Source organism: Variovorax sp. CCNWLW186 (assembly GCF_037203865.1).
Classification (GTDB): domain Bacteria; phylum Pseudomonadota; class Gammaproteobacteria; order Burkholderiales; family Burkholderiaceae_C; genus Variovorax.
Map to the genome: position 1 here is coordinate 57,450 of NZ_JBBCBO010000012.1, position 22,018 is coordinate 79,467.

Consider the following 22,018-nt stretch of genomic DNA (forward strand, 5'->3'; position numbering starts at 1 on the left):
TTCGTGCCCTCTGCGTTCGGTGGCCCGGCCTCAGTCAGCCTGACGGCGCAGGAATGCGGGGATCTCGAAGTCGTCCATGCCGCCCGAAGACAGCGCGTCCACCTTGGCCGCGGCCATTGTGCGGTTGGTACGCCACACGCTGGGAACCGCCATGCCGTCGTAGTTGGGCTGGCTCACGCCGTGGCCACCGTGGCCTGCATGGCCCGTGCCGCCGAGCGTGGGCACGTTGAACGGGATGTTGTCGGTGCCGGTGCGGATCACTTCGAGCGTCGGTGCCTGGCGGCGTGCGTCGGCGCGCGAGAGGCCGGTGGCCACCACGGTCACGCGCATTTCGTCGCCCAGGCTCTCGTCGTAGGCGGCGCCGTAGATCACGTGCGCATCGGGCGAGGCGTAGGCGCGGATGGTGTTCATCGCGAGCTTCGACTCGTTCAGCTTCAGCGAACCCTTCGACGCGGTCACCAGCACCAGCACGCCCTTGGCACCCGAGAGGTCGATGCCTTCGAGCAGCGGGCAGGCCACGGCCTGTTCGGCGGCGATGCGGGCGCGGTCCGGGCCGGCAGCGGCTGCGGTGCCCATCATGGCCTTGCCCGGCTCGCCCATCACGGTGCGCACGTCTTCGAAGTCGACGTTCACGCCGCCGTACTCGTTGATGATTTCCGAGATGCCGCCCACGGCGTTCTTCAGCACGTCGTTCGCATGCGCGAAGGCTTCGTCCTGGGTGATGTCCTCGCCCAGCACGTCGAGCAGCTTCTCGTTGAGCACCACGATCAGCGAGTCGACATTCGCCTCGAGCTCGGCCAGGCCGGCGTCGGCGTTGGTCATGCGGCGACCGCCTTCCCAGTCGAAGGGCTTGGTCACCACACCCACGGTGAGGATGCCCATTTCCTTTGCCACGCGTGCAATCACGGGGGCGGCGCCGGTACCGGTGCCGCCGCCCATGCCGGCCGTGATGAAGAGCATGTGCGCGCCGTCGATGGCGGCGCGGATGTCGTCCACCGCGGCTTCGGCCGCGTCACGGCCCTTGTCGGGCTTGCTGCCCGCGCCCAGGCCGCTCGTGCCCAGCTGGATGATCTTGTGTGCGTTGCTGCGCTGGAGCGCTTGCGCGTCGGTGTTGGCGCAGACGAACTGAACGCCCTGCACGCCGCGCTCCATCATGTGAGCGACGGCATTGCCGCCACCGCCGCCCACTCCGATCACCTTGATCTGAGTGCCTTGGTTGAATTCTTCGACTTCGATCATTTCGATGGTCATTTCTAACTCCTTGAATTTTGCAGTTGCCGTTGTGTATCTATGAATTTTTCTGGTGTCTTGACGAGTTCAACGTAGCCGTCGTCGCGGCGGTGGACCTGTGCGCCGCCATCGCTCGTTGAAATGCAATGGGGGGCCGCCGCGTGCGAGCCAGAGTGGGGAGTGATTCATGCTTAGAAGTTCCCCACGATGAAGTCCTTGAAACGTCCGAACGCAGTCTTTACGGATCCGTTCTTCTGCGCGACCTTGAAGCCGCGCATGCGTGCGAAGCGTGCTTCTTCGAGCAAACCCATCACGGTGGCGGCGCGCGGCTGCGCGACCATGTCGGACAGCGCGCTCGAGTACTTCGGAATGCCGCGCCGCACCGGCTTCAGGAAGATGTCTTCGCCGAGCTCGACCATGCCTGGCATCACGGCGCTGCCGCCCGTGAGCACCACGCCCGACGACAGCACCTCTTCGTAGCCCGACTCGCGCACCACCTGCTGCACGAGCGAAAAGATTTCTTCGATGCGCGGCTCGATCACGCCGGCCAGTGCCTGCTTGCTCAGCATGCGCGGGCCGCGGTCGCCGAGGCCAGGCACTTCCACCTGTGTGTCGGGGTCCGCCAGAAGCTGCTTGGCATAGCCGTTCTCGACCTTGATGTCTTCCGCGTCCTTGGTGGGCGTGCGCAGCGCCATGGCGATGTCGCTGGTGATCAGGTCGCCCGCGATCGGAATCACGGCCGTGTGGCGAATCGCGCCGTTGGTGAAGATGGCCACGTCGGTCGTGCCCGCGCCAATGTCCACCAGCACCACGCCAAGCTCGCGCTCGTCTTCGGTCAGCACCGCCTGGCTCGAGGCCAGCGGGTTCAGCATCAGCTGGTCGACCTCCAGGCCGCAGCGGCGCACGCACTTGATGATGTTCTCAGCCGCGCTCTGCGCACCGGTCACGATGTGCACCTTGGCTTCGAGCCGCATGCCGCTCATGCCGATCGGCTCCTTCACGTCCTGGCCGTCGATCACGAACTCCTGCGGCTCCACCAGCAACAGGCGCTGGTCGCTCGAAATGTTGATGGCGCGCGCGGTTTCCACCACGCGGGCCACGTCGGCGGGCGTCACTTCCTTGTCCTTCACGGCCACCATGCCGCTCGAGTTGATGCCGCGGATGTGGCTGCCGGTAATGCCCGTGTAGACGCGGCTGATCTTGCAGTCGGCCATCAGCTCGGCCTCTTTCAGGGCCTGCTGGATGCTCTGCACGGTGGCGTCGATGTTCACCACCACGCCGCGCTTCAGGCCGTTGCTCGGCGCAATGCCGAGCCCGGCCAGCTTGAGTTCACCGCCGGGCAGCACCTCGGCCACCACCACCATCACCTTGGCGGTGCCGATGTCGAGTCCGACAACCAGGTCTTTGTATTCTTTGGGCATTGAATGTCCTCGGTATTCGCTATTTACTTCTTCTTGGTCTTCGGGTCGGTAACGACCGTGGTGACGCCACGAAGGCGCAACGCGTAGGCATCGTTGTGGCGCAGATCGGCCCCTTCGACGTCCGCCGCGGTGCGGTGGTATTGGCCCGCGACCTGGGTCACGGTTTTCAGGAAACGCTGCGCACGGGCGGCCACCTCTTCGGGCTGCCCGCGGCCAAGCTCGATCTCGGCGCCGCTGTTCAGCACCACCTTCCAGCTGCCCCGGCTCGAAAGCGTGAGCTCGTCGACGCTGAAGTCGTAGGGCTGGAAGATCGGCGCAATCACGCGGTACATGCCCAGCACCTGCCCGGCCTGCTCGATGGGACCGTCGAGCCGCGGCAGGCGGTCGTCCACCTCGGCCACGTTGGCTTCGAACACGTCGCCAAAGCTGTTGATCAGCTTCGAGCCTGCTTCGTCGCCCCAGTTGGCCACGGGCACCTGCTCGGTCAGGGTGACGCGCAGCTTGTTCGGAAACTCGCGCCGCACCACCGCCTTGCGCACCCAGGGCACCGACTCGAAGGCCGTTCTTGCACGGGCGAGATCGACCGTGAAGAAGTTGCCCGAGAGCTGTGGCGCCACGTTGGCGCGCAGGGTCACTTCGTTGTTGTGCGTCACGTCGCCGTCGACCTTGATGCCGGCAATGGGAAAGAACGGCTGCCGCAGCACCCACCATGCGCCCGCCGCAAGCAGCATGAGCGCCACCACCGCGAACGCGAGGTTCGAGACGATGTTCATGAGCTTGACGTCGAACGGCGCCTGGATGCTGTCGGCCATGGCTATTGCGTTTCCCCTGTGGAGTCCAGCGAAGCCGAGGCCAGCACGCGCAGGCACAGGTCTTCGTAGGCAATGCCCGATGCGCGCGCCGACATCGGCACCAGCGAGTGGCTGGTCATGCCGGGCGAGGTGTTCATCTCGAGCAGGAAGGGCTTGCGGTCGCTCGCGCGAATCATCACGTCGGCACGGCCCCAGCCGCGGCAACCGAGCGTGTGGTACGCGGCCAGCGTGATGCGCTGGATCTCGCGCTCCTCGGCTTCGGCGAGGCCGCTCGGGCAGTGGTACTTCACGTCGTCGGTGAAATACTTGTTCTGGTAGTCGTAGGCGCCTTCGGGTGCGGCAATGCGCACCACGGGCAGCGCGCGCGCATCGAGCCCCTGGCCGAGCACGGCGCAGGTCACTTCCTCGCCCTCGATGAATTCCTCGCACAACACATCGGCGTCGTATTTGGCCGAAAGCGCCACGGCGTCCTGCATCTGCGAGTAGCCCTCGACCTTGGTCACGCCGATGGACGAGCCCTCGCGCGGTGGCTTCACGATCAGCGGCAGGCCCAGCACGTCGGGCACGGCGCGAATCTGTTCGCGGCTTTGCTGGTCGAAAGCCAGGCGCACGTATTTCGGCGTCGGCAGCCCATCGGCCTGCCAGATGCGCTTGGTCATGACCTTGTCCATGGCCACGCTGGAAGCCATCACGCCCGAGCCGGTATAGGGAATGCCGAGCAGCTCGAGCGCGCCCTGCACCGTGCCGTCTTCGCCATGCCGCCCGTGCAGCGCAATGAAGCAGCGCGCAAAGCCGTCGCGCCGAAGCTCGACCAGATCGCGCTCCGACGGATCGAAGGCATGCGCATCGACGCCGCGCGAGCGCAGGGCCTCGAGCACGCCGTTGCCCGACATGAGGGAAATTTCTCGCTCGGCGGAGCTTCCGCCGAACAGCACGGCCACCTTGCCGAATTGCTTTGGATCTTGAAGAGTCATTGGGTAACCTCCGCGCCGCGCGCTGCGGTGGCAAGTTCGACCACCTTGCCGGGCACCGCGCCGATGGAGCCCGCGCCCATGCAAAGCACCACGTCGCCGGCGCGCGCGTTGTCCGCAATGGCCTGCGGCATGGCGTTGATGTCGTCCACGAACACCGGCTCCACCTTGCCTGCCACGCGCAGGGCACGCGCCAGCGAGCGGCCGTCGGCGGCCACGATGGGCGGCTCGCCGGCGGCGTACACCTCGCCCAGCAGCACCGCGTCGGCATTGCCGATGACCTTGACGAAGTCTTCGAAGCAGTCGCGCGTGCGGGTGTAACGGTGCGGCTGAAAGGCCAGCACCAGCCGGCGGCCCGGGAAGGCGCCGCGCGCGGCGGCAATGGTCGCGGCCATCTCGACCGGGTGATGGCCGTAGTCGTCGATCACGGTGAAGGTGCCCGGCGCATCCACGCCGGCCTGCCCCTGCACGGCCACGTCGCCGTAGCTCTGGAAGCGGCGCCCCACGCCCTTGAAGTCGGCCAGCCCGCGCTGCACCGCTTCGTCGGGAATACCGAGCTCCACCGCCACCGCGATCACCGAGAGCGCGTTGCGCACGTTGTGCTCGCCCGGCAGGTTCAGCACGATGGGCAGGTCGGGCAGCGTGACGCCATTGCGGCGCTGCGCCGTGAAATGCATCTGCGCGCCCACGGCGCGCACGTCGACCGCGCGCACCTGGGCGCCTTCGTCGAAACCGTAGCTGGTGACCGGGCAGGTGACCTCGCCCACGATGTCGCGCACCGCCGGATCGTCGGTGCACAAGATGGCCACGCCGTAGAACGGCATGCGGTGCAGGAAGTCGACGAACGCCTTCTTGAGCTTCGCGAAGTCGTGCCCGTAGGTTTCCATGTGGTCGGCATCGATGTTCGTGACCACCGCCATCACCGGCAGCAGGTTCAGGAACGAAGCGTCCGACTCATCGGCCTCCACCACGATGTAGTCGCCGCTGCCGAGCTGTGCATTAGCGCCGGCGCTGTTCAGGCGGCCGCCGATCACGAAGGTCGGGTCGAGCCCGGCGGCTTCGAGCACGCTCGCCACCAGGCTGGTGGTGGTGGTCTTGCCGTGCGTGCCGGCAATCGCGATGCCCTGCTTCAGGCGCATCAGCTCGGCCAGCATCATGGCGCGCGGCACCACGGGAATGCGCTTCTCGCGCGCGGCGAGCACCTCGGGGTTGTCGGACTGCACCGCCGTGGAGGTCACGACGGCGTCGGCGCCCTCGATGTGCGCGGCCGCGTGGCCCACGAAGGTACCGATGCCCAGGCTCGCGAGCCGGCGCAGCGTGGCGCTGTCCGCCAGGTCGGAGCCCGTGATGCGGTAGCCCAGGTTCAGCAGCACTTCGGCAATGCCGCTCATGCCCGAGCCGCCGACGCCCACGAAGTGAATATGACGAATCGCGTGCTTCATTTGGCAAGCTCCTCGCAGGCGCGGACGACCGCGTCGACGGCTTCGGTCTTCTGCATGGTTTTGGCCTTGGCGGCCTTTTCGATCAGCGCGGTGCGCTCGGTTTTCTGTAGCAAATCAGCCAGCAATTCAGGTGTGAGGTCGGTCTGCTGCACCAGCCAGCCGCCGCCCGCATCGACGAGGAAGCGCGCGTTGGTGGTCTGGTGGTCGTCGACCGCCGAAGGAAAAGGCACGAACAGCGCTGCTGCGCCGACGGCCGCGATTTCTGTAACGGTGCTGGCCCCTGCACGCGCGACGATGATGTCGGCATCGGCATAGGCCTGCGCGGTGTCTTCGATGAACGGCGTGAGCTCGCCCTCGACGCCGGCTGCGGCGTAGTTGGCGCGCAGCTCGTCGATCTGCCTGGCTCCGCTCTGGTGCAGCACCGTGGGGCGCGTGCCCGGCTCGATGCGCGCGAGCGCCTGCGGCACCACGGCATTGAGCGCCTTGGCGCCCAGGCTGCCGCCGACCACCAAGAGCCGCAGCGGCCCGCTGCGGCCCGCAAAGCGCACGGCCGGCGCGGGTTGCGACGTGAACGCCGCGCGCAGCGGATTGCCCACCCACTGCGCCTTCTTCAGCACATTGGGAAAAGCCGTGAACACCCGATCGGCCACGCCCGCCAGCACCTTGTTGGCAAGACCGGCGACCGAGTTCTGCTCGTGCAGCACCAGCGGCTTGTTGAGCAGCACGCTCATCATTCCGCCCGGAAAGGTGATGTAGCCGCCCAGGCCCACCACGACGTCGGGCTTGACACGGCGCACCACGCCAAGGCTCTGCCAGAAAGCACGAAGGAGCCGCAGCGGAAGCAGGAACAGCGTGAGCGGCCCCTTGCCGCGCACGCCGCCGAACTGGACCGGCTCGAAAGCGAAGCCGCGCGGCGGCACCAGTTTTTCTTCCATGCTGCCGGGCGCGCCCAGCCAGTGCACGCGCCAGCCGCGCTCGCGCAGGGCCTCGGCCACCGCGAGTCCCGGAAAGATGTGGCCGCCCGTGCCGCCGGCCATGACGAGTGCTGTGCGGCCTGTCATATGCGGCCTCCACGCATCAGCACACGATTCTCATAATCGATTCGCAGCACTACCGCCAGAGCCACCAGGTTCATCAGGATGGCCGAACCGCCAAAGCTCATCAGCGGCAAGGTCAGCCCCTTGGTCGGCAGCGCGCCCAGGTTAACGCCCATGTTGATGAAGGCCTGGAAGCCGATCCACACGCCCACGCCCTGCGCCACGAGCCCCGAGAACACTCGGTCCAGAGCAATCGCCTGGCGGCCGATATGCATGATGCGGCGGGTCAGCCAGAGGAACAGGCCGATGATCAGCAGCACGCCGACCAGGCCGAACTCCTCGCCAATTACGGCCAGCAGGAAGTCGGTGTGCGCCTCGGGCAGCCAGTGCAGTTTTTCAACGCTGCCGCCCAGCCCCACGCCGAAGATCTCGCCGCGGCCGATGGCAATGAGCGAATGCGAGAGCTGGTAGCCCTTGCCCAGCGCATGCTCCTCGCTCCACGGGTCGAGGTACGCAAAGATGCGCTCGCGCCGCCACGGGCTGCTGGCCACGATGGTGCCGAAGGCCACCACCACCAGCGCGGCAATGACGAAGAACATGCGCGCGTTCACGCCGCCCAGGAACAGGATGCCCATGGCGATCACGGCAATCACCATGAAGGCGCCCATGTCGGGCTCGGCCATCACCAGCATGCCGACCACCACTACTGCAATGCCCATCGGCAGCACCGCGCGGAAGAATCGCTCCTTGATTTCCATCTTGCGCACCATGTAGCTGGCGGCATAGAACACCATTGCGAGCTTGGCGAGTTCGGACGGCTGAAAGCGCATGAAGCCCAGCGGCAGCCAGCGCCGCGCGCCGTTCACGTTGATGCCGATGTGCGGAATGAGCACCGCCACCAGCAGCAGCAACGAGGCCACGAAGAGCCAGGGCGCAGAGCGCTCCCACGTCTTCATGGGAATCTGGAAGGCCAGTAGCGCCGCAATGAACGCGACCGCCACCGACGCCGCATGCCGCGTGAGAAAGAACACCGGACCGTAGCCCGCACGTGCGAAGCGCGGGTTGTCCGGTAGCGCAATGGAAGCTGAATACACCATCACCAGGCCCCAGGTGAGCAGCGCGACGGTGACCCAGACCAGTGCCTGGTCGAAGCCCAGCACACGCATCGGCGTGGCCTTGGTCTGCGTAACGCCGGCGCCGCCCAGCCGCACCGGCAGGTGCATGGGCAAGGCGTCGATGCCGCTGCGCGCGCGCCCGAACCAGCCACCGAAACGGGTTGGCTTGGCGTTGGGCGTGGCGCCGGCGGCTGTGGTGTTCAAACCGGGTCTCCCGAGGAAAAGTCGGAATCGTTCGACGAGTCAGATTCGCGGGGGTTGTCCGCGAGCGTCTGCACGGCCTCGCGGAACACCGCCGCGCGGTGTTCGTAGTCCTTGAACATGTCGAAGCTCGCACAGGCGGGTGACAGCAGCACGGCATCGCCGGGATTGGCGCGCGCGGCGGCCAGGTTGACGGCTTCTTCCATCGAGCCCGCATGCATCAGCGAGACGCCGGTGGAGGCCAGCGCCTGCTCGATGAGCGGTGCGTCGCGGCCGATGAGCACCACGGCGCGCGCGTACTGGCGTACCGGTTCGGCCAGCGGTTCGAAGTCTTGTCCCTTGCCTTCGCCGCCGAGGATGACGACCACGCGCCGGTCTTCGCCCAGGCCGCTCAGGGCGGCGGCCGTGGCACCGACGTTGGTGCCCTTGCTGTCGTCGAAATACTCGACATCGTCCACCAGCGCGATCGGCTCGACCCGGTGCGGCTCGCCGCGGTATTCGCGCAGGCCATAGAGCATGGGGCCGAGTGGGCAGTCGGCGGCGCTGGCGAGCGCAAGTGCAGCCAATGCGTTCATGGCGTTGTGGCGCCCGCGAATGCGCAGCGCGTCCGCAGGCATCAGGCGCTGAAGGAAGATTTCTTCTTCCACCACCGCGCCGCGCTTGCGCTTTTGCGTTTCGTCGGCTTCCAACGCACGCACCAGCCAGGCCATGCCGTTGACGCGCTCGATGCCGTAGTCGCCCGGGCGCAGCGGCATCGCGCTGCCGAAGGTAATGTGCGTGCGGATCTGCGGACGCTGCAGCTTCACCCTGACGGGCGCGGGCAACATCCCCATCACGCCCGGGTCGTCGCGGTTCAGCACCATGAGGCCCTGCGCGCCGAAGATGCGCGCCTTCGCAGCCGCGTACGCGGGCATGTCGCCGTGCCAGTCGAGATGGTCCTGCGTGAGGTTGAGCACCGTTGCGGCCGTGGGCTCGAAGCCCTGCACGCCGTCGAGCTGGAAGCTCGAGAGTTCGAGCACCCACACGTCGGGCAGCGTCTCGGCGTCGATGTGTGCAGCCAGCGTGTCGAGCAGCGTCGGGCCGATGTTGCCCGCCACCGCCACGGTCTTGCCCGCGCGCTCGACCAGCTGGCCCGTGAGCGCGGTGACGGTGGTCTTGCCGTTGGTGCCGGTGATGGCAAGCACGGCGGGCGTGTAGCCCTTCGGTGCCGGCGGCTCTTCGATCGGCACCAGTGGGAGCTGGGCCGTCGGCTCTTCCTCGACGGCGGCGGAAGCCGGGTTGGAGGCGGCGAGCTCGGCAATCCTGGCGACGAACTCGGCGGCCTCCTTGGCGGCGGTAGGCACGTAGGGCTTGCCGGTGCTCGGCAGCCTCGAAACGGTAGCGGGCGCCGGCGATGCGGCGGTCGCTTCAGGTGTTTCTGCGTTCGGCGCTTCTGCGTTCGGCGCTTCGTCCGAAGGCGGCGAAACAGGAATGCTCAGAGAAGGATCGCGCGGCATGGCTTCCGCCATGGCGGGGGTTGCCGCAAGCTCGCCTTCGGTGGTCGGCTCGGCCGGCGCTTCCGTTGGCCCGGGTGTTGCCGGCGCTTCGGTTGCGTTCGTTGCTTCGGTGGATTCCGTGGCTTCGACTGTCGAAGCGGTCTCTGCAGCTTCAGGCGCTTGCGCAGCAGCTTCGACCTGCCCGGTCGATTCCGGCACTTCGGCCGCTTCAGAAGCTTCAGCCTCGACAGGTGCGGCTGCCGGCGGTTCCACGTCCAAGGCCAGTTCGGCCTGCGCTTCAGGCTCCGCAACTTCCACGGGCACTTCCGCGGCGGGCTCGGCTTCGGCCGGCGCTTCCACTTCGGGCTCCGCTTCCACGACCGGCACTTCGACCGTTCGCAAATCCTGCAGCGCGCGCGCAAAGAGGTCGAGCTCGCCGCCGACCGGCAGCCCCACGGCGCGCGCCGCATCGGCGACCGGCGCGATGGTCGCAGGCGACAGCCCCGGGGAACGGTAGACGGCCCGGATCGGCGTGCCTTCGATCAGCGCGGCCGAAAACGGTCCGCCGACGAACGCCACCTCGGGCAATTCCGCCCGCAGCGTTGCAAGCAGCGCGGGTGCCTCGCGCGTATCGGCCACGGTCACCTGCGCGCCGTGGCGTGCGCACCAGCGCGCCATCGCCAGCCCGGACGCACCAAGGCCGAGGATCAATACGGGGAGGTCTTTCAGGTGTCGCATGTGCCCGTTACCGCAGCTTCAGCGTTGAAAGACCCACGAGGCACAACAGCATCGTGATGATCCAGAAGCGCACCACGACCTGCGTCTCGCGCCAGCCGCTTTTCTCGAAGTGGTGGTGCAGCGGCGCCATCTTGAGCACGCGCCGGCCCTCGCCGTAGCGCTTCTTGGTGTACTTGAAGTACATGACCTGGGCCATCACCGAGATCGCCTCGACCACGAAGATGCCGCCCATGATGAAGAACACGATCTCCTGGCGCACGATGACCGCGATGGTGCCCAGCGCGCCGCCGAGCGCCAGCGCGCCCACGTCGCCCATGAACACCTGCGCCGGATGGGTGTTGAACCAGAGAAACGCCAGCCCCGCACCGGCCATGGCCGAGCAGAACACCAGCAGCTCGCCCGATCCCGGAATGTTGGGAAACAGCAGGTACTTGGAATACACGGCGCTGCCCGTGACGTAGGCGAACACGCCCAGCGCCGAGCCCACCATCACCACCGGCATGATCGCCAAGCCGTCCAGGCCGTCTGTCAGGTTGACGGCATTGCTTGCGCCCACGATCACCAGGTAAGTCAGCACCACAAAGCCGATACCGCCGAGCGGATAGCTCACTTCCTTGAAGAACGGCACCAGCAGGTTGATCTTCGGCGGAAAGTCGAGGTCGAACCCTGACTGCACCCAGGCAAAGAACAGCTGCAGCACGCGCCAGTTGGAGCTTTCGGAAATGCTGAAGAGCAGGTAGAAGCCAGCGATCAGGCCGACCACCGACTGCCAGAAATACTTCTCGCGCGAGCGCATGCCTTCCGGGTCCTTGCGCACCACCTTGCGCCAGTCGTCGACCCAGCCGATGGCGCCGAAGCCCATCGTCACCCACAGCACGATCCAGACGAAGCGGTTCGACAGGTCGAACCACAGCAGCGTGGCAAAGGCGATGGCAAACAGCACCAGCACGCCGCCCATGGTGGGCGTGCCGCTCTTGGTCAGGTGCGTTTCCATGCCGTAGCCGCGCACCGGCTGGCCGATCTTGAGCGCGGCCAGGCGGCGGATCACATACGGGCCGGCGACCAGGCCGACCACCAGCGCCGTGAGCGCGGCCATCAGCGCACGGAAGGTGAGGTACTGAAAAACGCGCAAAAACCCGAATTCGGGCGAGAGTGTTTGCAGCCATTGGGCCAGGCTCATCAGCATGTTGTCTTGCGCGGCTCATGCGTCATGACCGGCCTCCTTTTGTTGTTGTCGTGATTGCTCGATGGCCTGCACCACCCGCTCCATCTTCATGAAGCGCGAGCCCTTGACCAGCACGCTCCCGACCTGCGGCAAGCGCGCGAGCACGGCGGCGTTGAGCGCATCGATCTCCGCGAAGTGCCGGCCATCGCTGCCGCTGCTTCCACCGCCGAATGCGGCAATGCTGTGCGCCGTTTCGGCACCCAGCGCGTACACGGCCTCGATGCCGCGCTGCCGCGCCCAGTCGCCCACCTCGGTATGAAATTCAAGTGCGTGGTCGCCCACCTCCCCCATGTCTCCCAGCACCAGCAGGCGCGGGCCAGGCAGCGCCGCGAGCACGTCGATGGCGGCGCGCACGGAATCGGGATTCGCGTTGTAGGTGTCGTCCACAAGCGTGAGCGAATGCCCGCCGGGCAGCACAACCTCGCTCGCCTTGGAACGGCCCTTCACCGGTTCGAATTTGGTGAGGCCCGCTGCAATGGTTTCGAGCGAAACCCCGGCCGCAAGCGCGCAGGCGGTGGCCGCCAGCGCATTGACGACGTTGTGCCGGCCCGCAATGTGCAGGCTCGCATCGAAGTCTCCCAGCGGCGTGCGAATGCCGACCTGCCAGGCGCCATGCCCCCAGTCGGCACGGACCAGCGAAATATCGGCGTCCGGCTGCTCGCCGAAGGTCATGCACCGGGGCGATGCGCCGTCACGTGCCATGTCGTTCCACAGCGGAGTGAACTCGTCGGCATGCGGGAACACGGCGGTGCCACCCTCCGGCAAGAAGGAAAACACCGCACCGTTTTCGCGCGCCACCGCATCGACGGTGGCCATGAACTCGAGGTGTTCGCGCTGGGCGTTGTTCACCAGCGCAATGGTCGGGCGCGCAATGGCGGCCAGGCGTGCAATCTCGCCCGGGTGGTTCATGCCCAACTCGACGACCGCATGCTGGTGCTTGGCCCGCAGGCGCAGCAGCGTCAGCGGCACGCCGATCTCGTTGTTGAAATTGCCGGCCGTCGCCAAGGCACGGTCGGCCCTGAAGGCGACCAGGATGGCCGCGATCATTTGCGTGACGGTGGTCTTGCCGTTGCTGCCGGTCACGGCGATGAGCGGCAGATCGAACTGTGCGCGCCAGCGCGCGCCCAGCGCACCGAGCGCCGCGAGAGAATCGGGCACCTCGAGACCGGCCAGGCCGGCAGCCTCCAGCCCATGGTGCGCAATGGCGGCCACGGCACCGTGTGCCTTGGCATCGGCCAGGAATTCATTGGCGTCGAAGCGCTCGCCCTTGAGCGCCACGAACAGGTCGCCCTGCGACAGCGTGCGGGTGTCGGTGTGAACGCGGGCAATCGCGGTTCCGGGGTCGCCCACCAGGCGCGAGCCGGGAATCCACTGCTGCGCCTGGGCCAGCGTGAGCATCATCGGCTCGCTCATGCGGCACCTCGCTGGGCGAGCGCGTCCTGCGCGTGGATGCGGTCGGAGAACGGAATGCGCTGGCCGGCAATTTCCTGCCAGGCTTCATGGCCCTTGCCGGCGATGAGCACCACGTCTTGCGGCGCGGCCTGCGCAATGGCGTCGGCAATGGCGGCCGCCCGGTCGGGCTGCACCTGGGCCGCTTCGGGGCGCGAGAGGCCGAGCAGCACCTGGCTGATGATCGCGTCGGGGTTCTCGCTGCGCGGGTTGTCGCTGGTCACGATCACGCGGTCGGCCTGGCGCTCGGCGACCGCCGCCATCATCGGCCGCTTGATCGGGTCGCGGTCGCCGCCGCAGCCGAACAGGCACCAGAGCGCGCCGCCGCGCTGCTGAGCGAGCGGGCGCAAGCCGGCCAGCGCCTTGTCGAGCGCGTCGGGCGTGTGGGCGTAGTCGACCACCGCCAGCGGCGCACCCGCACCGGCACTCACCCGCTCCATGCGGCCCGGCACGCTGCCGAGATTCGCGCAAGCCGCCACGGCCTCCGCGAGCGTAAGACCCAACGCGCGCAGCGTGCCCAGCACGCCCAGCAGGTTGGCCACGTTGTACTGGCCGATCAGTCCGGTCGAGATGCGCTCGACGGCATCGGTGCCGTGCTCGGCCACCGAGAACTGAAGCCCCTGCGCGTCGTAACCCACATCGCGCGCCATCAATCGCGCTGGAGAACCGGCGGCCGAAACGGTCCACACGTCGAGCGCGCCGACGCCGGCTTCGATCAGGTTGGCGCACAGGCTCGCGCCGTGCACGTCGTCGATGTTGATCACCGCGGCGCGCAATCCGGGCCAGCGGAACAGCTCGGCCTTGGCTTGCCAGTAGGCCTCCATGCTGCCGTGGTAGTCGAGGTGGTCCTGCGTGAAGTTGGTGAACACGGCCACGGCAATACGCGCGCCGTCGAGCCGGCGCTCGGCAATGCCGATCGACGATGCCTCGATGGCGCAGGCGCCGAAACCGCGTTCGACCAGCGCGCGCAGTTCGCGCTGCATCATTACCGGATCGGGCGTGGTGAGGCCGGTGTAGGTGAGCTCCGGCGGCACGCCGATGCCCAGCGTGCCCATGACCGCGCAGGGCGACGGCACGCTGCGCTCGGTGCTGCCGTCGAGCCGCAGGGTGCGAACGCCGCCGGGCACGGTCAAGGTGGACAGCGCTTCGGCCAGCCACCATGCGGTCGACGTCTTGCCGTTGGTGCCGGTAACGGCCAGCACTTCGAGCGCGGCCGAGGGGTTGCCGTAGAACGCGGAGGCGATCGGGCCCGTCGCAGCCTTGAGGCCCGGGTAGCTTGCGATGCGGTCGCTGAATTCGCCCTGGTCGAAGCCGAAGGCTTCCACGCCTTCGTGCTCGACCAGGCAGGCCGCGGCACCTTGCGCCAGTGCAGCCGCCACGTGCTTGCGCCCGTCGGTTGCGGCGCCGGGCCAGGCAATGAAGCCGTCGCCGGCGCCCACGGGCCGGCTGTCCGCATGCAGCGCACCCTGCACGCGCTCCTGGAGCCAGAGCGCGGCGAGCTGGGGAGAAGTGAGTGTCAGCATGCTCAGAAGCTCTCGTCGACGCCTTGCGTCACCACCAGGGGTTTGACCGCGAGATCGGGCGCAACGTTCATCATGCGCAGGGTCTGCTGCACGACTTCGCTGAAAACAGGCGCGGCGGCCACGCCGCCGAAGTACTGGCCGTCGCTCGGCTCGTCGATCATCACGCCGACGATGATGCGCGGCTTTTCGATGGGCGCCATGCCGGTGAACCACGCGCGATATTTGTTGCTTGCGTAACCTTTGCCAACCTGTTTGTGCGCCGTGCCCGACTTGCCGCCGACCGAATAGCCGATGGTCTGCGCGCGCGTGCCGGTGCCCCCCGGCCCTGCGGCCATCTGCAGCATCTTGCGCACCGCCAGCGCGTTCGAAGGCGAGAACACCCGCACGCCCGCTGGCGGCTCGTTGCTCTTGAGAATGGTGACCGGAATGATCGCGCCGTCGTGCGCGAAGGCTGTGTACGAATGCGCCATTTGAAACAACGACGCCGACAGCCCGTAGCCGTAGGCCATGGTGGCTTGCTCGACCGGCTTCCAGGTCTTCCAGGGGCGCAGTCGCCCGGTCACCGCCCCGGGAAACTGGATCTGCGGCTTCTGGCCGTAGCCGAGCGCGGTGTAGGTGTCCCACATTTCATGCGGAGACATCTTCTGCGCGATCTTCAGCGCGCCGACGTTGCTCGACTTCTGGATCACGCCTTCGACTGTGAGCGTGCCGTAGTTGTGCGTGTCGCTGATGGTGAAGCCGCCCATTTGGTAGCGGCCTGGCGAGGTTTCGATGAGCGTGGACGGCTTCACGCGGCCGGCCTCCAGCGCCATGGCCACGGTGATCGGCTTCATGGTCGAGCCGGGCTCGAAGGTGTCGGTGAGCGCGCGATTGCGCAGCTGCTCGCCGGTGAGGTTCTGGCGCTTGTCGGGCACGTAGCTCGGGTAGTTGGCCAGCGCCAGCACCTCGCCGGTCACGGCGTCGAGCACCACCACGCTGCCGGCCTTGGCACGGCGCGCCGTCACGGCGTCGCGCAGCTTTTGATAGGCGAAGAACTGCACCTTGCTGTCGACGCTGAGCTGGATGTCCTTGCCGTCGACGGGCGGCACCTGCTCGCCCACGCCCTCGACCACCCGGCCCAGGCGGTCCTTGATGACGCGGCGCGAGCCGGCCTTGCCGGCCAGCTCCTTGTTGAATGAAAGCTCGATGCCTTCCTGCCCGTTGTCTTCGACGTTGGTGAAGCCCACCACGTGCGCGGCAGCCTCGCCCTCGGGGTACTGGCGCTTGTATTCCTTGCGCTGGTAGATGCCCTTGAGGTTGAGCGCGGCAATCTGCTTGGCAATGGGCTCGTCGACCTGGCGCTTGATCCAGACGAAGGTCTTGTCTTCGTCCTCGAGCTTCTTGTCGAACTCCTTCTGCGGCATTTCGAGCAGCTTGGCCACCTGCTTGAGCTTGGCCCGCACCTCGGGGTCGTCGCGCTCGATGTCTTCCGGAATGGCCCAGATGCTCGGCGCCACCACGCTGGAGGCCAGGATGAGCCCGTTGCGGTCGAGGATGCGCCCGCGGTTGGCCGGCAGCTCCAGCGTGCGCGCAAAACGCACTTCGCCCTGCCGCTGGAAGAAGCTGTTGTTGAAGACCTGCACGTACGCGGCCCGGCCCGCCAGCACGACGAAGCCGAGCGCAATGCCGGCCACGATGAACTTGCTGCGCCAGACCGGCGTCTTGCTCGCGAGCAAGGGGCTGGTGGTGTAGCGGACGCTGCGGCGGCTCATCGCTGGGGCCTCGCTGCGGTGGGCTTTGGCGCGGGGCCGGCCGGCGGCGCGGGCGGCGGGGCCACCACGGCCGGAATGACCGTGCCATCGGGCCGCACGTACTGCGTGATGGCCGGCGTGGTGGTGCGCATCTGGAGCTGCTCCTTGGCGAGCTTTTCAACGCGCAGCGGCGTGGCCTGGGCGCGCTTTTCCACTTGCAGCCGGTCGTGGTCGAGCTCGAGGCGACGCGCCTCCTGCTGCGAACGGTCGAGCTCGGTGTACAGCTGGCGCGACAGGTACTGCGTGTGCACAAGGTACAGCGCCGTCGCAACGACTGCCAGCAGCAGGAGCAGGTTGAGGCGGGCCATGATCAGTTGGCCCCGGTGCGCTCGGCCACGCGCAGGATGGCGCTGCGCGAGCGCGGGTTGCCGCTCACCTCTTCGGCCGAGGGCTTGATGCGCTCCAGCGCATTGAGCTTCATTACCTTGGGCGCCGCGAAAGGCGCACGCCGGTCGTACACCTCCTTGGAGTGCTTGGCGATGAACTGCTTCACGATGCGGTCTTCCAGCGAGTGGAAGCTGATCACCGCGAGCCGGCCGCCGGGCTGCAGCACCGACAGGCTCGCCTCTAGCGCCTGTTGCAGCTCTTCAAGCTCGGCGTTGATGAAAATCCGAAAAGCCTGAAATGTGCGCGTTGCAGGGTTCTGGCCCTGCTCGCGGGTTTTGACCGTGCCAGCCACGAGCTCGGCCAGTTCGGTGGTGGTTGAAATTGCGCCCCGTTCTTGTCTGCGAGCAACAATCGCCTTTGCAATCTGAACAGCAAACCGTTCTTCGCCATAGTCACGGATCACCTCTGCAATCTGCTGAAGTTCGGCTGTTGCCAGCCATTCGGCCACGCTCTCGCCGCGCGTGGTGTCCATGCGCATGTCGAGCGGGCCGTCGAAACGAAAACTGAAACCGCGCACCGGGTTGTCGATTTGCGGCGAACTCACGCCCAGGTCCATCAGCACACCCGCCACGCTGGCATCGGGCAATTCACCCAGCGAACGGAATCCCTGGTGCCGGATGGAAAAACGCGCATCCGAGATGCGCGCTGCTTCGGCCACCGCTTCCGCATCCTTGTCGAATGCGATCAGCCTGCCTTCCGGAGCCAGCCTCGCGAGAATGGCGCGCGAATGCCCTCCGCGCCCGAACGTCGCGTCCACGTAGGTGCCGGTCGCCGCGGTGCTGCCGGAAAGAAGGGCTTCCACCGCTTCGTTCAGCATCACGGTTGTATGAATCCATGGAGTGTTCACACAAGCCCTCAGAACGCGAAGTCCTGAAACACATCGGGCATCTCGCCCTGGGTGGCCTCGGCCTCCTTGGCCTCGTAGGTGGCCTTGTCCCAGAGCTCGAAATGGTTGCCCATGCCCAACAACAGCGTCTCGCGCGTGATGCCGGTGGCCGCACGCAGTTCGGGCGACACGAGGATACGGCCGGTGCCGTCCATCTCGACGTCCATGGCGTTGCCGAGGAAAACGCGCTTCCACCACTGTGCCGACATCGGCAATGCGGCGATGCGCTCGCGGAATTTCTCCCACTCGGGACGCGGGAACACCATGAGGCACCCGTGCGGGTGCTTGGTGATGGTGAGCTGGCCGTTCGCCGTCGCGCTCAGGACGTCACGATGCCGGGTCGGCACGGAGAGCCGCCCCTTGGCATCGAGACTGAGCGATGAAGCGCCTTGAAACACGACCAGGACCTTTGTGTTGGGAAGGCCGCGGCACCCGAAAGGGGCGCCATCCGCACTTTTTCCCACTTAACTGCACTTTTTTGCACTGTAGCAGGAAACACTTCACGCGCAACTGGTCGTTGGTGGTATTTTTTGTAATGGAATCAACGACTTAGCGCCGATTTCCAAACCTGGAAATCGGCGAATTTCGTTGAAAAAGAAGTACTTAGCTCACGCAATGAATGTAATGCGTGAAGCGCAACCCCGTAACAGGGGCTGCAAAGCGGGCTTCAGAGGATGAAGCGCGAAAGGTCTTCGTCGTGACTTAGTGCCGCAAGGCGCTCGTCGACGTAAGCGGCATCGATGCGGATGGTCTGTCCGCCGATGCGGGTGGCATCGAAGCTTACCTCATCGAGCAGCCGTTCCATCACGGTCGACAAACGGCGTGCGCCGATGTTCTCGGTGCGCTCATTCACTTCGAATGCAATGGCCGCCAGGCGGTTGACGCCCTCGGGCGTGAACTCGAGCGTGACGCCTTCGGTTGCAAGCAGCGCCTGGTACTGCTTCACGAGCGAAGCGCGCGTTTGCGTGAGGATGCTTTCGAAGTCCGCCACCGAGAGCGACTGCAGCTCGACGCGGATCGGAAAGCGCCCCTGCAGCTCGGGAATCAGGTCGCTCGGCTTGCTGAGGTGAAAGGCGCCGCTCGCAATGAAGAGCATGTGGTCGGTGCGCACCACGCCGTACTTGGTGGTCACGGCCGTGCCCTCGACCAGCGGCAGCAGGTCGCGCTGCACGCCCTGGCGCGACACGTCGGAGCCCTGGGCTTCGCTGCGCGTGGCAACCTTGTCGATCTCGTCGATGAAGACGATGCCGTTCTGCTCGGCATTGGTGATGGCCTGGGTACGAATTTCGTCTTCGTTGACCAGCTTGGCGGCCTCTTCGTCGATCAGCAGGCGCATGGCCTCGGCGATCTTGAGCTTGCGCGTCTTGCGCTTGCCGCCGCCGAGCTGGCCGAACATGCCGCGCAGCTGCTCGGTCATTTCCTCCATGCCCGCCGGGCCCATGATCTCTAGCGGAGCGCGGGTCTCGGGAAGGTCGAGCTCGATCTCCTTGTCGTCGAGCTGGTGCTCGCGCAGCTTCTTGCGGAAGGCCTGCCGGGTGGGGTTGGGGCCGTCCAGCGCCGGCGTGGCGCCGTCGCTACCGCGCGCGGGCGGCAGCAGCACGTCGAGAATGCGCTCCTCGGCAGCGTCTTCCGCGCGGGCGCGCACCTTGGCGCTCTCGGCTTCGCGCGTCTGCTTGACGGCAATCTCGGCCAGGTCGCGAATGATCGAATCGACGTCCTTGCCCACATAGCCCACCTCGGTGAACTTGGTCGCTTCCACCTTGATGAAGGGCGCATCGGCCAGCCGCGCGAGGCGGCGCGCAATTTCGGTCTTGCCCACGCCCGTGGGGCCGATCATGAGGATGTTCTTCGGCGTGATCTCGGTGCGAAGCTTTTCTTCGACCTGCTGGCGGCGCCAGCGGTTGCGCAGCGCAATGGCCACGGCGCGCTTGGCGGCCGGTTGCCCGACGATGTGGTTGTCGAGCTCGGAAACGATTTCCTGCGGGGTCATGGACATGGTCAGAGCGCTTCCACCGTGTGGTTCATGTTCGTGTAAATGCAGATTTCGCCGGCTATCGCGAGCGATTTGCGCACAATTTGCTCAGCCGTCAGGTCCGTGTTGTCGATCAGCGCCTTGGCGGCCGACTGCGCATACGCACCGCCCGAGCCGATGGCGATGACGCCGTCTTCAGGCTCCAGCACGTCGCCGTTGCCGGTGATGATGAGCGAGGTGGTGGCGTCAGCCACGGCCAGCATGGCCTCCAGCTTGCGCAGCACGCGATCGGTGCGCCAGTCCTTGGTGAGCTCTACCGCGGCGCGGGTCAGGTGGCCCTGGTGCTTTTCGAGCTTGGCCTCGAAGCGCTCGAAGAGCGTGAAGGCGTCGGCGGTGGCGCCGGCAAAGCCAGCCAGCACCTTGCCGTGATAGAGCCGCCGCACTTTGCGCGCCGTGCCCTTGATGACGATATTGCCGAGAGTGACCTGCCCGTCCCCGCCGATGGCGACTTGGTCGCCCTGGGGGGTCTTGCGGCGCACGCTCACGATGGTGGTGCCGTGAAACTGTTCCATCGAAGCCATCTGGGGACTCCCTGGGGCAATGCAACCCCGTGCGCGCCAACTCGCCGCGCCGGGGCTAGTTCTTGCGGACGGCCACCGTGGCGTGGTCGGCAATGCCCACCAGGTCAAACAGCGCCCCAATCAGGCGGTGGGCGTCCACGAACTGGACCCGCTCGCCCTGGGCGTCGCGCGCGCGCACCCAGCTCAGCAGCGTGCCGGCGGCGGCAAGGTCCATGCGCAGCAGCGCCGCACACGAGATAACCGGCGCGGTGGTGTTGCGCAGGTCCACATCCAGCCGCTGCAGGCTTGAATGCGCCTCGCCGCGAAGGTCGCCGGCCAGCGCGGCAAAACCGCTGTCGGTCGAAGGAAAACTGTCCGATTCGCCGTTGACGGACAACAGCGACCACACGGAGCCTGAACCCGAGCGGCTCCCCTCCGGCGCCTCGATCGTGGTGCATTCGCCATTCGGGTCTTGCCATGCAGGTGGCGACACCTCGTAGGTAATGCAGTAGTTGAGCGCCACCAGCTCGAAGTCGTCCGGCAGGTTCATCATGCGCAGCGTGGCCAGGTGCAGCTGCCACCACACGTCTTCGGTGCTGCGTTCGTTGTTGGGCGTGGCCTCTGCCAGTACGGCAAGCAGTTTGGCCGAGCCGATGAAGCGCAACTTGACCGGCGAATTCGCCCAGTGGGTGAACAGCACGCGCAGCGGCGAGACAGCATCGGCCTCGACAGCGGTCAGCGCGCGCCAGTCGAGCGTCCAGATGGGGCCCGCCTGCGACAACGCACGTGTGAGATTGACCAGCCCATCGCGCGACAGGCGACCGGGGCTGGTCCAGTCGGCAGCCGCCGAAGCCAGTTCGGCGTGCTCGCTGGCGGCTACCGCCTGCACGTCGCGCGCCAGTTCGTCGAGCGGCACCCAGTCGGGTCCCATGCGCTTCATGCGCTGTGCGTAGCGCATGCGGGCGGCGGCAAACCGGGTGGCGTCGCCGGTGGCGCGGTACAGGTCGAACAAGGCGCGCCAGCGGGTCTCGTCGCGCTCGGCGGCGGCGTGGTCGCCTTCGGCGCCGGCACTCTCGGAGGCCAGGGCCTGCAGAAGAATGGCTTCGGCGCCGGTGTCGTCGCCATGCGCGAAACGGATCACGGCCTCTTCGAGCGCGCTGTCGCGTGCGAGCCGCGCGGTGAGCAACGAGGTGTCGTCGACCGCCGCGCTGCCCGGAATGCTGGCCGAAAAGGGAGCGGCCGCGTGGTCCGGAACAGGAGTCTCGGCGGCGGCGGCAGCGGCCGGCGCAGCAGGCGCGGCCCTGAAAGTGGGTGCCGCGAGCAGGCTGGCCACTTCGGCCTCGTCCATGGGCGGGGGCAACGTCTCGGCGCCGGCTTCAGGCGGCGCATTGGCCAGCACCTCGCCATTGGGGCCGCGGCCCTTCCACCACTGCTGCGACATCTGCTCTTCGATCTCGTCGATCTTCTTGAGCGTGAGCGCGCGTCCCTCGGACTTTTCCGTGGTGGTGTTCAGGTTGAAGGACGACGGCGTGACCGTTCCTTCGAAGGCATGGGCGGCCGCTTCGCGTTGCCGCAGCTTGCGGAGCATGTCGAACTCGCGCCGGCGCACAAAGTCGTTGCGCTGGCGCCGCTCGATCATTTCCTTGAGCATTTCCCGGCTGTAGGCCTGGTCGGGCAGCGTGGAATCGGCGGCCGCATTCAGCTCCGACCAATCCTTCAGCGGATTGCGGACGAACTTCGCCACCTTGGAAAGGAGGCGGCTCGTTTCTTCCTTAGCCATCTAC

18 protein-coding genes are annotated in these 22,018 nt (G+C 66.7%); all 18 read right to left on the reverse strand.

Annotated features, from left to right (window positions below; genetic code table 11):
• Nucleotides 1–30: 30 nt before the first annotated feature.
• On the reverse strand, nucleotides 31–1,251 hold the full coding sequence (ftsZ, locus tag V9K97_RS16015) for a cell division protein FtsZ (RefSeq protein ID WP_258504049.1): 1,221 nt from the start codon (nucleotides 1,249–1,251) through the stop codon (nucleotides 31–33).
• A 170-nt stretch (nucleotides 1,252–1,421) separates the two neighbouring features.
• Nucleotides 1,422–2,651 carry a cell division protein FtsA gene (ftsA, locus tag V9K97_RS16020; protein WP_007832444.1) on the reverse strand — a complete coding sequence of 410 codons (1,230 nt, stop codon included), beginning with the start codon at nucleotides 2,649–2,651 and terminating at the stop codon, nucleotides 1,422–1,424.
• A 23-nt stretch (nucleotides 2,652–2,674) separates the two neighbouring features.
• The gene (locus tag V9K97_RS16025) at nucleotides 2,675–3,463 is read right to left on the reverse strand and encodes a cell division protein FtsQ/DivIB (protein ID WP_258504048.1); all 789 of its coding nucleotides are present in this window, start codon (nucleotides 3,461–3,463) and stop codon (nucleotides 2,675–2,677) included.
• A gap of 2 nt (nucleotides 3,464–3,465) precedes the next feature.
• Nucleotides 3,466–4,437 (reverse strand): D-alanine--D-alanine ligase, encoded by a 972-nt coding sequence (locus tag V9K97_RS16030; RefSeq protein WP_337319206.1) that lies wholly within the window; start codon nucleotides 4,435–4,437, stop codon nucleotides 3,466–3,468.
• Complete coding sequence (gene murC / locus V9K97_RS16035; RefSeq protein ID WP_337297381.1) at nucleotides 4,434–5,876, reverse strand: UDP-N-acetylmuramate--L-alanine ligase; 1,443 nt, start codon at nucleotides 5,874–5,876, stop codon at nucleotides 4,434–4,436. The genes V9K97_RS16030 and murC overlap by 4 nt, the downstream gene beginning before the upstream one ends.
• On the reverse strand, nucleotides 5,873–6,937 hold the full coding sequence (murG, locus tag V9K97_RS16040; protein WP_337297382.1) for an undecaprenyldiphospho-muramoylpentapeptide beta-N-acetylglucosaminyltransferase: 1,065 nt from the start codon (nucleotides 6,935–6,937) through the stop codon (nucleotides 5,873–5,875). The genes murC and murG overlap by 4 nt, the downstream gene beginning before the upstream one ends.
• A complete protein-coding gene (ftsW, locus tag V9K97_RS16045; RefSeq protein WP_258504044.1) occupies nucleotides 6,934–8,232 on the reverse strand; it encodes a putative lipid II flippase FtsW in 1,299 nt (432 codons plus the stop codon). Before ftsW ends, murG begins: the two co-directional genes overlap by 4 nt.
• The gene (gene murD, locus V9K97_RS16050; RefSeq protein WP_337319208.1) at nucleotides 8,229–10,442 is read right to left on the reverse strand and encodes a UDP-N-acetylmuramoyl-L-alanine--D-glutamate ligase; all 2,214 of its coding nucleotides are present in this window, start codon (nucleotides 10,440–10,442) and stop codon (nucleotides 8,229–8,231) included. The genes ftsW and murD overlap by 4 nt, the downstream gene beginning before the upstream one ends.
• A gap of 7 nt (nucleotides 10,443–10,449) precedes the next feature.
• Entirely contained in the window at nucleotides 10,450–11,628 is a 1,179-nt protein-coding gene (gene mraY, locus V9K97_RS16055; protein WP_258504042.1) for a phospho-N-acetylmuramoyl-pentapeptide-transferase, read from the reverse strand.
• Nucleotides 11,629–11,643: 15 nt separating this feature from the next.
• Nucleotides 11,644–13,068 carry a UDP-N-acetylmuramoyl-tripeptide--D-alanyl-D-alanine ligase gene (locus V9K97_RS16060; protein WP_443303512.1) on the reverse strand — a complete coding sequence of 475 codons (1,425 nt, stop codon included), beginning with the start codon at nucleotides 13,066–13,068 and terminating at the stop codon, nucleotides 11,644–11,646.
• A gap of 8 nt (nucleotides 13,069–13,076) precedes the next feature.
• Nucleotides 13,077–14,639 carry a UDP-N-acetylmuramoyl-L-alanyl-D-glutamate--2,6-diaminopimelate ligase gene (locus tag V9K97_RS16065; RefSeq protein WP_337319212.1) on the reverse strand — a complete coding sequence of 521 codons (1,563 nt, stop codon included), beginning with the start codon at nucleotides 14,637–14,639 and terminating at the stop codon, nucleotides 13,077–13,079.
• Nucleotides 14,640–14,641: 2 nt separating this feature from the next.
• Nucleotides 14,642–16,390 (reverse strand): peptidoglycan D,D-transpeptidase FtsI family protein, encoded by a 1,749-nt coding sequence (locus tag V9K97_RS16070; protein ID WP_337297386.1) that lies wholly within the window; start codon nucleotides 16,388–16,390, stop codon nucleotides 14,642–14,644.
• Nucleotides 16,387–16,737: a cell division protein FtsL gene (ftsL, locus tag V9K97_RS16075; RefSeq protein WP_337319214.1), complete on the reverse strand. Its 351-nt coding sequence runs from the start codon at nucleotides 16,735–16,737 to the stop codon at nucleotides 16,387–16,389. The genes V9K97_RS16070 and ftsL overlap by 4 nt, the downstream gene beginning before the upstream one ends.
• A gap of 2 nt (nucleotides 16,738–16,739) precedes the next feature.
• Complete coding sequence (rsmH, locus tag V9K97_RS16080; RefSeq protein ID WP_337297388.1) at nucleotides 16,740–17,663, reverse strand: 16S rRNA (cytosine(1402)-N(4))-methyltransferase RsmH; 924 nt, start codon at nucleotides 17,661–17,663, stop codon at nucleotides 16,740–16,742.
• Nucleotides 17,664–17,671: 8 nt separating this feature from the next.
• On the reverse strand, nucleotides 17,672–18,100 hold the full coding sequence (gene mraZ / locus V9K97_RS16085; RefSeq protein ID WP_126747920.1) for a division/cell wall cluster transcriptional repressor MraZ: 429 nt from the start codon (nucleotides 18,098–18,100) through the stop codon (nucleotides 17,672–17,674).
• A gap of 269 nt (nucleotides 18,101–18,369) precedes the next feature.
• Nucleotides 18,370–19,698 (reverse strand): ATP-dependent protease ATPase subunit HslU, encoded by a 1,329-nt coding sequence (gene hslU, locus V9K97_RS16090; RefSeq protein WP_337319216.1) that lies wholly within the window; start codon nucleotides 19,696–19,698, stop codon nucleotides 18,370–18,372.
• 2 nt (nucleotides 19,699–19,700) lie between these two features.
• Nucleotides 19,701–20,246: an ATP-dependent protease subunit HslV gene (gene hslV, locus V9K97_RS16095; RefSeq protein ID WP_026283873.1), complete on the reverse strand. Its 546-nt coding sequence runs from the start codon at nucleotides 20,244–20,246 to the stop codon at nucleotides 19,701–19,703.
• Between the two features lie 64 nt (nucleotides 20,247–20,310).
• Entirely contained in the window at nucleotides 20,311–22,014 is a 1,704-nt protein-coding gene (locus V9K97_RS16100) for an STAS domain-containing protein (RefSeq protein ID WP_337319218.1), read from the reverse strand.
• Between the last annotated feature and the right edge of the window lie 4 nt (nucleotides 22,015–22,018).